This window comes from Kitasatospora sp. NPDC057518 (assembly GCF_042802075.1).
In the GTDB taxonomy this organism is placed as follows: Bacteria; Actinomycetota; Actinomycetes; order Streptomycetales; family Streptomycetaceae; genus Kitasatospora.
On the sequence record NZ_JBHVEU010000314.1, the window covers coordinates 1 to 10,383 of the forward strand.

9 protein-coding genes are annotated in these 10,383 nt (G+C 73.5%); 1 reads left to right on the plus strand and 8 read right to left on the minus strand.

The genetic code is table 11. The features are described 5' to 3' along the window. Positions 1-34: 34 nt before the first annotated feature. Positions 35-1,171: a glutamate 5-kinase gene (gene proB, locus ACFU7Z_RS27390; RefSeq protein WP_049660991.1), complete on the minus strand. Its 1,137-nt coding sequence runs from the start codon at positions 1,169-1,171 to the stop codon at positions 35-37. A 304-nt stretch (positions 1,172-1,475) separates the two neighbouring features. On the opposite strand from proB, the gene ACFU7Z_RS27395 reads away from it, so the two are divergent. Beyond that, positions 1,476-2,243: a hypothetical protein gene (locus tag ACFU7Z_RS27395; protein WP_380780295.1), complete on the plus strand. Its 768-nt coding sequence runs from the start codon at positions 1,476-1,478 to the stop codon at positions 2,241-2,243. Between the two features lie 85 nt (positions 2,244-2,328). Here the strand turns inward: ACFU7Z_RS27395 and obgE are convergent, their stop codons facing one another. The 7 genes from obgE to ACFU7Z_RS27430 all read right to left on the minus strand — a co-directional run bounded on the left by obgE (position 2,329) and on the right by ACFU7Z_RS27430 (position 10,286). Then, positions 2,329-3,807, minus strand: a complete 1,479-nt coding sequence (obgE, locus tag ACFU7Z_RS27400) for a GTPase ObgE (RefSeq protein ID WP_049659936.1) — start codon at positions 3,805-3,807, stop codon at positions 2,329-2,331. A gap of 140 nt (positions 3,808-3,947) precedes the next feature. Continuing rightward, positions 3,948-4,205, minus strand: coding sequence for a 50S ribosomal protein L27 (gene rpmA / locus ACFU7Z_RS27405; protein ID WP_030309712.1), 258 nt, complete (start codon positions 4,203-4,205; stop codon positions 3,948-3,950). A 14-nt stretch (positions 4,206-4,219) separates the two neighbouring features. Continuing rightward, the gene (gene rplU / locus ACFU7Z_RS27410) at positions 4,220-4,537 is read right to left on the minus strand and encodes a 50S ribosomal protein L21 (protein ID WP_045696828.1); all 318 of its coding nucleotides are present in this window, start codon (positions 4,535-4,537) and stop codon (positions 4,220-4,222) included. Positions 4,538-4,767: 230 nt separating this feature from the next. After that, positions 4,768-8,253: a ribonuclease E/G gene (locus ACFU7Z_RS27415; RefSeq protein ID WP_380780297.1), complete on the minus strand. Its 3,486-nt coding sequence runs from the start codon at positions 8,251-8,253 to the stop codon at positions 4,768-4,770. Between the two features lie 397 nt (positions 8,254-8,650). Beyond that, a complete protein-coding gene (locus tag ACFU7Z_RS27420) occupies positions 8,651-9,451 on the minus strand; it encodes a TIGR03936 family radical SAM-associated protein (protein WP_380780299.1) in 801 nt (266 codons plus the stop codon). A gap of 170 nt (positions 9,452-9,621) precedes the next feature. After that, positions 9,622-10,050, minus strand: a complete 429-nt coding sequence (locus ACFU7Z_RS27425; protein ID WP_117487745.1) for a PIN domain nuclease — start codon at positions 10,048-10,050, stop codon at positions 9,622-9,624. Next, positions 10,026-10,286 carry a type II toxin-antitoxin system VapB family antitoxin gene (locus ACFU7Z_RS27430; RefSeq protein WP_117487746.1) on the minus strand — a complete coding sequence of 87 codons (261 nt, stop codon included), beginning with the start codon at positions 10,284-10,286 and terminating at the stop codon, positions 10,026-10,028. The genes ACFU7Z_RS27425 and ACFU7Z_RS27430 overlap by 25 nt, the downstream gene beginning before the upstream one ends. Positions 10,287-10,383 lie beyond the last annotated feature (97 nt).

A 10,383-nucleotide genomic window follows, 5' to 3' on the forward strand; every position in this document is an offset into this window, starting at 1 on the left:
CAGGGGCAGGCCCCGGCACGGTCAACCGGGCCGGTCAACCGCGCAGAACGACCAGGTCGTCGCGGTGGACGACCTCGCGCTCGTACGCGGCGCCGAACTCCTGGGCCAGGTCGCGGGTGGACCGGCCGAGCAGGCGGGGCAACTCCCTCGCATCAAAGTTGACCAGTCCGCGAGCCACGATGTGGCCGTTTTCGGCAAGAAGGTCCACCGGATCACCCGCGGCGAACTCCCCGTCGACCTTGGTGACCCCGGCGGGCAGCAGCGAGGCGCCGCCGGAGACGACCGCCCGGACGGCGCCCTCGTCCAGGTGCAGCGCCCCGCGCGGGCTGCTCGCGTGGGCCAGCCAGAGCATCCGGTCGGAGGTGCGGCTGCCGGTGCGCAGGAAGAGCGTGCCGGTGGGCCGGCCGGCCAGCGCGTCGGCGGCCTGGCTGGCGGCGGTGAGCACGACCGGGATGCCGGCGCCGGTGGCGATCCGGGCCGCCTCGACCTTGGTGACCATGCCGCCGGTGCCGACGCCGGCCTTGCCGGCGCTGCCGATCTCGATGCCGTCGAGGTCCTGCGGGCCGCGCACCTCGGCGATCCGGCTGGTGCCGGGGCGGGACGGGTCGCCGTCGTACAGGCCGTCCACGTCGGAGAGCAGTACGAGCAGGTCGGCCCGGACCAGGTGGGCGACCAGGGCGGCCAGCCGGTCGTTGTCGCCGAACTTGATTTCGGCGGTGGCGACGGTGTCGTTCTCGTTGACGATCGGCATCGCGCCCATCGCCAGCAGCTGGTCCAGGGTGCGGTACGCGTTGCGGTAGTGGGCGCGCCGGCTGGCGTCCTCGGCGGTGAGCAGCACCTGGCCGACCCGGATGCCGTACCGGGCGAAGGAGGCGGTGTAGCGGGCGACCAGCAGGCCCTGGCCGACGCTGGCGGCGGCCTGCTGGCGGGCCAGGTCCTTGGGCCGGCGGTCCAGGCCGAGCGGGGCGAGCCCGGCGGCGATCGCACCGGAGGAGACCAGCACCACCTCCGGGGCCTCGGGGCGGCCGCGCAGCTTGGCGAGCGCGTCCACCAGGGCGTCGACGCGGTCGGCGTCCAGGCCGCCGGTCGCCGTGGTCAGGGACGAGGAGCCGACCTTGACGACGATCCGCCGTGCGGTCAGCACCTCCTCCCGCAGAGGGTCCTCGCTCATCTCGCTGTACGCCCTTCCGGTGTGGTGCGGGTACGGCGGGGCCCGGGCCCGGCCGTCACCCCCGAAATCTACGCGATCCCCGCAGGTCACCGGCGGGGTGTTTCACCGGATGGACCGGATCCGGTACGGGCCGCCACGGGCCGCCCGCCAAGCCGGATGGCTGGTATGGTCCCTGACCGCAAGCCAGATCGGGGGACGGCTTCTTGCCCGCTGTACCCATGTCGTCATCGACCCTTCCTGTCACGACGGGCGGCGCCGCACTGGGCAAAGGCCGGCAACGGTCGCGGCCGTGCGCCCAGGAGAAATGCGCACCATGCGTTCGTACACCACCAAGCTGACCGTCGCCGCGCTCGCGGCGGCCACCGCCCTCTCGCTCGCGGCCTGCGGGCCGGACAACCCGGACACCCCGGCCGGTACCGGCGGCGCCACCGGCGCGGCCCCGGCCCAGACCGGCGCGCCCCAGACCGGCGCGACCCCGGGTGCCACCGCCGGGGGCGCGGCCGGCGGTTCGGCCGCGGCCCCCTCGGGCGCGGCCCCCTCCGGTGCGGCGGGCGGGGCCGGCACGGCCGGCACGGCGGGCACGGCGGGCGGCGGGGCCGGTGCCGGAGCCGTCCCGGCGGCCGCCACCAGCGTGAAGGTCGGCCAGAGCGCCACCGTGGACTTCGCCGACAAGACCTCCAAGGTCGCCACCAAGCTGGAGGTCACCGTCACCGGCGTCGAGGCCGGTTCGGCGCAGGACTTCACCGCCGCCAAGATCAGCATCGTCGGCCTGGAAGGCCGCACCCCGATGTACGTCAGCTACACCATCAAGAACCTCGGGGACGCCAGCCTCTCCTTCACCGCCCCGGACTCGAAGCTCGTGCTCTTCGACACCACGGGCAAGAAGGGCGTCAACGTCCTGACCGCCGCGACCCCGCTGCCCAAGTGCACCGGCGCGAAGTTCCAGGGCGTGGCCAAGGGCGCCGAGGTCAAGGGCTGCACCATCATCTCCACCCCCGGCAACACCCCGGCCGCCGTCGGCTACACCGACCTGGCCGACCCGCTGAAGCTCCAGGCCTCCTGGACCAAGTGACGCCCCGTCACCGCCGGACACGCGGACGGCCCCCGCCACCTCGACAGGTGGCAGGGGCCGTCCGGACCGGACCGGTCAGCGGTCCTCAGTCCTCGTCGTCGTCGCCCTCGATGGCGGCCTGGCGGCCGCTGGAGAGCGCCTCGAAGGCGAGGAACTCGGACTCGGCCGCGTCCCGGCCCTTCTGCTTCTCGCGACGGCGGTCGACCGCCGGGCGCGGGGTCTCGAAGCGGTGGTCCTCACCACGGCGGCCGAGCATCTCGGCACCGGCGGCCATGGTCGGCTCCCAGTCGAAGACGACGGCGTTCTCCTCGGGGCCGATGATGACGGTGTCACCCTCGTGCGCCCCGATCTTCCACAGCTCCTGCTCGATCCCGAGGCGGGCCAGCCGGTCGGCGAGGTAGCCGACGGCCTCGTCGTTGCTGAAGTCGGTCTGGCGGACCCAGCGCTCCGGCTTGACGCCGCGGATGCGGTACGCGCCGTCCTCCTCGGTGATGGTGAAGCCGGCGTCGTCGACGGCCTTGGGCCGCAGCACGATCCGGGTCGACTCCTCGGCCGGCTTGGCGGCGCGCGCCTCGGCGACGATCCCGGCCACGGCGAAGCTCAGCTCGCGCAGGCCCTTGCGGGAGGCGGCGGAGACCTCGAACACCCGGTAGCCGCGCTCCTCCAGGGAGGCGCGGGTCAGGTCGGCGATGTCCTGGCCGTCCGGGACGTCCACCTTGTTGAGCGCGACCAAGCGCGGACGGTCTTCCAGACCGCCGTACTCGGCGAGCTCGGCCTCGATGGTCTCCAGGTCGGTCAGCGGGTCGCGGCCGGGCTCCAGGGTGGCGCAGTCCAGCACGTGCACCAGCACCGAACAGCGCTCGACGTGGCGCAGGAACTCCAGGCCCAGGCCTCGGCCCTGGCTGGCGCCCGGGATCAGGCCGGGCACGTCGGCGATGGTGTAGACGGTGTCGCCCGCGGTGACCACGCCCAGGTTGGGGATCAGGGTGGTGAACGGGTAGTCCGCGATCTTCGGCTTGGCGGCCGAGAGCACCGAGATCAGCGAGGACTTGCCGGCGCTCGGGTAGCCGACCAGGGCCACGTCGGCGACGGACTTGAGCTCCATGACGATGTCACGGGCCTCGCCGGGCTCGCCGAGCAGCGCGAAGCCGGGCGCCTTGCGGCGGGCCGAGGCCAGCGCGGCGTTGCCGAGGCCGCCGCGGCCGCCCTGGGCCGCGACGAAGCTGGTGCCGTGGCCGACCAGGTCGGCCAGCACGTTGCCCTTGCGGTCCAGCACCACGGTGCCGTCCGGCACCAGCAGGACGAGGTCCTCGCCGTCCGCGCCGGTCCGGTGGCCGCCCGCGCCGGGCTTGCCGTTGGTGGCCTTGCGCTTGGGCGAGTGGTGGTACTCCAGCAGGGTGGTGACCTGCGAGTCCACGGTGAGGATGACGCTGCCGCCCTCCCCGCCGTTGCCGCCGTCCGGGCCGCCGAGCGGCTTGAACTTCTCGCGGTGCACGGAGGCGCAGCCGTGGCCCCCGTTACCCGCGGCGACGTGAAGTTCGACGCGGTCCACGAAGGTGGTCATGGGTGTGCCTCCAGTGCGCGAGAGTCTGCTTGCTACCTGCGTAAAGCGTGAAGGGTGGACCGGAGAATTCCGGCCCACCCTTCACTGTGAGTCTTGTCCCGACCCGGTGGGTCTTCTCAGACTCGGGAGTCCGCGGGGACTCAGGCCTCGACGGCCACGATGTTGACGACCTTGCGGCCACGACGGGTGCCGAACTGCACCGCACCGGCGGTCAGCGCGAACAGGGTGTCGTCGCCACCGCGGCCGACACCGGCACCCGGGTGGAAGTGGGTGCCGCGCTGGCGGACGAGGATCTCGCCGGCGGAGACGACCTGGCCACCGAAGCGCTTCACGCCGAGGCGCTGGGCGTTCGAGTCACGGCCGTTACGAGTAGAGCTTGCGCCCTTCTTGTGTGCCATTTTTCGCTATCCCCTTACTTGCTGACCGAGTCGATGCTGGTGATGCGCACCGCGGTGTGCTGCTGACGGTGACCCTGACGGCGGCGGTAGCCGGTCTTGTTCTTGTAACGCAGGATGACGATCTTGTCACCCTTGGTCTGGTCGACCACCTCGGCGTGAGCCTTCACGCCGGCCAGGACCCACGGGTCGGAGGTGACAGCGTCACCGTCGACGACGAGGATGGTCGAGAGCTCGACCGAGTCACCCGGCTTGGCCTCGATACGGTCGATCTCCAGCACGTCGCCGACGGCGACCTTGTGCTGGCGGCCGCCTGCGCGAACGATCGCGTACATGCGGTACCTGCTTTCCTTGCTCGGTCGGAACCCCCGACGCCAGCCACCTGGGTACGGACACAGGAGCCTCTCCCCGGCCCTCCGCGCGAACGCGGTGACCTCGGGAAGGTGATGTGCTCGGGAGCAATGGCGTAGACACGCCGATGGTCAAGAATACGGACCGGCCGCCCGGGGGGCAAACCGGCCCGTACGGCCCGGGGCGGGATCACTCCCGCCCCGGGGCGTGGGCACTACTCGGACGCCGTATCACCCTCGGCGGCCGCGGCCTTCTTGGCCGCCGCGCTCGTCCGCTTGGTGGCGGTCTTGCGGGCGGTGGTCTTCTTGGCCGCCGTGGTGGTCTTCTTGGCGGCGGTCTTCTTCGCGGCGGTCTTGCGGGCGGCCCGCTTCTTCGGCGCCGGCGCCTCCTCGGCCGCAGCCTCGACGGCGGCCTCGACGGCCTCGGCGGTCTCCGGAGCCTCGACGGCCTCCGGAGCCTCGGCGACGACCGCGGCCTCCGCGGCCACGACCGGCTCACCCGGCGCCTCGGCGACGGCCTCGGCCGCGGCTTCCACGACCGCCGGGGCGGCGGCCTCCAGGGCCGCCTCCAGCGCCGCCTCGGCCTTGGCCTGGAGCACCACGATCTCGGCGGTGCCCGGGGAGCCCGCCGGAGCGGTCGCCTTGCGCACCGCGCGGCGGCGCGGACGGCCCGCCGGAGCGGCGGCCGGGGCCTCCGCCACGGGAGCCTCGACGACCGGGGCCGTGACGGCGGGAGCCGCCTCGGCCGGGGCCTCGACGCCCGGGACCTCCAGGGCCAGCTGGCCCTCGATCTCCTCGCGCACCGGCTCGGCCGGCTCGGCGAAGGCCTCCACCGCGACCGGCTCGGCCGCCACGGCCTCGACGGCCTGCGGCTCCTCGTGGCCCGCGCCGCCCTTGCCCCGGCGACGGCGCTTGCCGCTGCCCGCACCGGCCTCGCCCGCCACCACGGGGGCGTGGACGTGGGCGCTCGGCTGCTCCATGTGGACGATCACGCCGCGGCCATTGCAGTGCACGCACGGCTCGGAGAAGGACTCCAGCAGGCCCTGGCCGACCCGCTTGCGGGTCATCTGGACCAGGCCCAGCGAGGTGACCTCGGCCACCTGGTGCTTGGTCCGGTCCCGGCCCAGGCACTCCAGCAGGCGGCGCAGCACCAGGTCGCGGTTGGACTCCAGCACCATGTCGATGAAGTCGATCACGATGATGCCGCCGAGGTCGCGCAGCCGCAGCTGGCGCACGATCTCCTCGGCCGCCTCGATGTTGTTCCGGGTGACCGTCTCCTCCAGGTTGCCGCCCTGGCCGACGAACTTCCCGGTGTTGACGTCGATGACGACCATCGCCTCGGTGCGGTCGATCACCAGCGAACCGCCGCTGGGCAGCCAGACCTTGCGGTCCAGCGCCTTCATCAGCTGCTCGTCGATCCGGTAGGTGGCGAACACGTCCACCTCGGAGGTCCACCGCTGGAGCCGCTCGGCGAGGTCCGGGGCCACGTTGGAGACGTACTCGTGGATGGTCTTCCACGCCTCGTCGCCGGAGACGATGACCTTGGTGAAGTCCTCGTTGAAGATGTCGCGGACGACCCGGACGGTCATGTCCGGCTCGCCGTACAGCAGCGCCGGGGCGTTGCCGGTCGCGGCCTTCTTCTGGATGTCCTCCCACTGCTGCTGGAGGCGCTGGACGTCGCGGGTCAGCTCCTCCTCGGAGGCGCCCTCGGCGGCGGTGCGCACGATGACGCCCGCGTCGTCCGGGACGATCTTCTTGAGGATCTGCTTCAGCCGGGCGCGCTCGTTCTCCGGGAGCTTGCGCGAGATGCCGGTCATCGAGCCCTCGGGCACGTACACCAGGTAGCGGCCGGGCAGCGAGATCTGGCTGGTCAGGCGGGCGCCCTTGTGGCCGATCGGGTCCTTGGAGACCTGCACCAGCACGGACTGGCCGGACTTCAGCACCGACTCGATCCGGCGCGGGCCGCCGTGGCCCAGCGCGCCGAAGTTGACCTCGCCGGCGTACAGCACCGCGTTGCGGCCCTTGCCGATGTCGACGAAGGCGGCCTCCATCGACGGCAGCACGTTCTGGACCTTGCCCAGGTAGACGTTGCCGACGTACGAGGTGGCCTGCTCCTTGTTGACGTAGTGCTCGACCAGCACGCCGTCCTCGAGGACGCCGATCTGGGTCCGCTGGCCGCTCTGGCGCACCACCATGACGCGCTCGACCGACTCGCGGCGGGCCAGGAACTCGGCCTCGGTGATGATCGGCACCCGGCGGCGGCCCAGCTCGCGGCCCTCGCGGCGGCGCTGCTTCTTGGCCTCCAGACGGGTCGAGCCCTTGATGGACTGCACCTCGTCCGGGTCGAACGACGGCTCGGTGGAACGGCGGCGCGGCTCGCGCACCTTCACCACCGTACGGACGCCGTCCTCGGTGGTCTCGGCGGTCTCGACGGCGCCGGCCTCACCGCTGCGGCGGCGACGGCGACGACGGCGGCGCGACGAGGACAGGCCGGCGGCCAGGTCGTCGTCCTCCTCGCCCTCCTCCTCGGCGACGGCCTCGGCCGACTCCTCGACGGACTGCTCGGTCTCGACGGCCTCGGCGGCCTCGAACTCCTCGGCCTCACCGCGGCGACGGCGGCGACCGCCCCGGCGGCGACGGCGCGACGGACGGCCGTCCTCCCACTCGTCCTCGGTCTCCGGACCGGCGGCGGGGGCCTCGACGGCGGGCGCCTCGACGACCGGGACCTCGACGACGGGCGCCGCGACCGGCGCCTTCGCCGCAGCCTTGGCGGCCTTCGCGGCGGCCTTCACCGGAGCCTGGGCGCCCGACTTGCGACGGGTCGGCTCGACCCGGGTGCGGACCCGGCGGCGACGGCCGACACCGCTGTACTCGAACTCGTCGTCCTCCTCCTCGCGCCCGGCCTGCACCGGGGCCGCGGCCGGAGCCTCGGCCTTCGCCGGGGCGGCGGCGGGCTGCTGCGGAGCGGCCTGCGCCACCGGAGCGGACGGCGCGGCCTGCGCCGCCTGAGCGGACGGCGCGACGAAGGAGGCGGGCTCCTGGAACACCGGCGCCTGGAAGACGGCGGTGGCCGGGCGGACCGCACGGCGGCGCACCCGGTGGGGCGGCTCGGCCTCGGCGGCCGGGGCGGCAGCGGCGGGCCGGGCGGCCGGCGCGGCGGCGGGGGCCTCGACGGCCTCCTCCTCGGGCTCCTCCGCGACGGCGGGCTCCTCGGCCTGCGGCTCCTCGGCGGCGGGCTCCGCCACCGGGGCCTCGACGACCGGCGCGGCCTCGACCACGCGACGGCGGCGGGGGCGGCGGGCCGGAGCGGCCGGGGCCTCCTCAGCCACCGGCTCGGCGGCGGGGGCCTCCACGGCGGGGGTCTCGACGGCCGGCGCCTCGACGACGGGGGCCGCGGCCTCGGCCACGGGGGCACCGGCGGGCGCCTCGGCGCGCTTGCGGGTACGGCGGGCCCGGACGGGCTTCTCGGCGGCCGGCTCGGCCGTCGGCTCCACGGCCGGAGCCGTGGCGGCCGCGGGGGCCTCGGCCGGCACGACCGTCTCGGCCGCGTCGGCGGCCGCACCCTGCGGGGTACCCGCCGGGCGGGACACCGCGCGGCGGCGACGGCGCGGCGGCGCGGCGGACGCGCCCTCACCACCGGTCGCGGCGGTTTCGTTCTGTTCCGTGGCCGCAGTCTGCTGCGGATCGGTGTTATCGAGCATGCGGGTGGATCTCCCGTCAGGCCCCCGGGCTCCGCATCCGGGCACGGCACGGCACCGCTGGGCGGCCGGCATCACGACGATGCCTGGACCGGACCCTTGGAACGGTGCCGCCGCGCGGACGCGAGGCCGCACAGGGGCTCGTAGTCTCGCTCGGCGCCCCGCACACGGCGGGGTGTCGAAAGTCTTCTGGTCTGACCAGTCTTCTGAGGTTTTCCCAAGCTGCGCCGTCCCCCAACCCCGGGTGGCTCCCGGACGGGGTCCCGGACCGGCCGACCTTCCTGGTCGGCAGGCCCCGGTTGGCAGGCCTGCGCTGCGACGACGCTCGCTCCCCTGGGGAGCCGCGGGAACCCTGGAGGACCGTCGGGCCCAGTGAGGCACTGGGCCCGGCCTCCCCCCGCTAGGCGGACGCGGTAGCGTGCGGCCCTGCTGCCGGCTCCGAGCCGACCGGGGCCGCTGCGCGGTCGAGCGCCAGCGGGTCGGTCACCGTGCCGGACTCCTCGTCGAGCGGCCCCTGCGCCAGCCTGGTCACCTCTGCGGGGACCGGCGGCGCCAGGTCGGCCGTCACACGGAGACCGGACAATACGTCGTCGGGTCGTACGGCTGGTGTGGCGTGTCGTACTACCAGGCGCAGTATCGCACAGGGACGGCCGGTCCGAACATCGCGGTCGGTTCCGGCCCCGGCGGCCGCACCGGCCTCGACCTGGGCCGGGACGGCTTCCAGCGCCGCCACCGCGCCCCGCGCGTCGAAGACCCGCAGGCCGTTCTTGGTGCGGCGCTCGACCTCGACCCGCTCGGCGGCGAGGAAGCGCGCGACCGCGTCGGCGGCCGCGTCGGGCTCGACACCGTCCAGCCGGAGCAGCCACTCGGAGGCCTCCAGGCGCTCCACGAAGTTCGGCGTCCGCACCTCGACCGCGTCGATCACGTCCAGGCCCGTCGGCAGCGACTCGTCCAGCTGCGCCCGCAGCTGCTCGGGGTCGCGGACAGCGGCCAGGCCGATCTCCAGGTACTCCGCCTCGCTCGCCACCCCGGTCGGGGCCGCGTTCGCGTAGGAGACCTTCGGGTGCGGGGTGAAGCCGGCCGAATAGGCCATCGGAACGGCGGACCGGCGCAGGGCGCGCTCGAAGGCGCGCTGGAAGTCGCGGTGGCTGGTGAAGCGGAGCCGGCCGCGCTTGGTGTAGCGGAGACGAATCCGCTGCACCGTCGGCGCGGGCGGCGGACCGTCGGGCGTACGGCGTGCCAGGGTCGCTCAGTCCTTAGTCAGTTGTCCCCGTCCGGCGTGGCGTCTTCCCGCCACTGTCCGGACTCTGTCACCTCAAAGGGTACGCGCCCCGCCACCCCCCTCGCTCCGCCCCTGGTCAGAGCCGCTCCTCAGTCCAGCGATCCGGGCTCGGCCAGCCACCTGGCCTTGAGGTCGGCGTGCTTGGCGATGGTCTCGAAGTCCCGGTCGTAGTGCAGCACGGTCAGTCCGTGGTGCATCGCCGTGACGGCGACCACAAGGTCGACCACACCCGCGGACCGATGGCTGCCCGATTCGGCGAGCCGAAGCTGGAGCGCCGGAATCCGCTGCCAGACGTCATCAGGCACGACCCACCAGGTGTACAACCGCTCGAACTGCGCCCGCATGGCCCGCATTTCGGCGGCCGACCGAGCCGAGTACAGCAGCTCGCCCTCAGTCGGAGCGCACATGCCGATCTTCCCGGAGGCCAGGGCCTCGCCCCAGAGCGACAGCGTCGCCGGTTTCGCGATCAGCCGCGCCGCTGCCGAGGTGTCGATCAGGAAGCCTTCCCGAGCTCCCATTCAGCCCCACCCTGCTTTCCGCGCCGGACCTCGTCCTTGAACCCGGGCTCCAGCACCTTGTCGAACGCACCGTCCTCAGCGAGCCGCGCGAGTTCCTGCAGCGCGAGCTCCCTGCGGCGCCGCGCCCCTATCTCCGCCAGCGCAGCGTTGACGGTGTCCTTCTTCGTCGTGGTTCCGAGCACCTCGGCAGCCAGGGCCAGCGCTTCTTCATCGATGTCGATCATCGTCTTGGCCATACTCTACACCTCCCCTTATCTACACTGGACCATGTTTAAATTCTATACTCAATCAGGGTCCCCAGATAAACAGTAGCGCCCCGTGCTGGATACATCC

Coding starts and splice junctions, on each gene's coding strand:
- ACFU7Z_RS27415 (WP_380780297.1), bottom strand. CDS start 8,253: ATGCTCGATAACACCGATCCGCAGCAGACTGCGGCCACGGAACAGAAC.
- obgE (WP_049659936.1), bottom strand. CDS start 3,807: ATGACCACCTTCGTGGACCGCGTCGAACTTCACGTCGCCGCGGGTAAC.
- rpmA (WP_030309712.1), bottom strand. CDS start 4,205: ATGGCACACAAGAAGGGCGCAAGCTCTACTCGTAACGGCCGTGACTCG.
- ACFU7Z_RS27425 (WP_117487745.1), bottom strand. CDS start 10,050: ATGGGAGCTCGGGAAGGCTTCCTGATCGACACCTCGGCAGCGGCGCGG.
- rplU (WP_045696828.1), bottom strand. CDS start 4,537: ATGTACGCGATCGTTCGCGCAGGCGGCCGCCAGCACAAGGTCGCCGTC.
- ACFU7Z_RS27395 (WP_380780295.1), top strand. CDS start 1,476: ATGCGCACCATGCGTTCGTACACCACCAAGCTGACCGTCGCCGCGCTC.
- proB (WP_049660991.1), bottom strand. CDS start 1,171: ATGAGCGAGGACCCTCTGCGGGAGGAGGTGCTGACCGCACGGCGGATC.
- ACFU7Z_RS27430 (WP_117487746.1), bottom strand. CDS start 10,286: ATGGCCAAGACGATGATCGACATCGATGAAGAAGCGCTGGCCCTGGCT.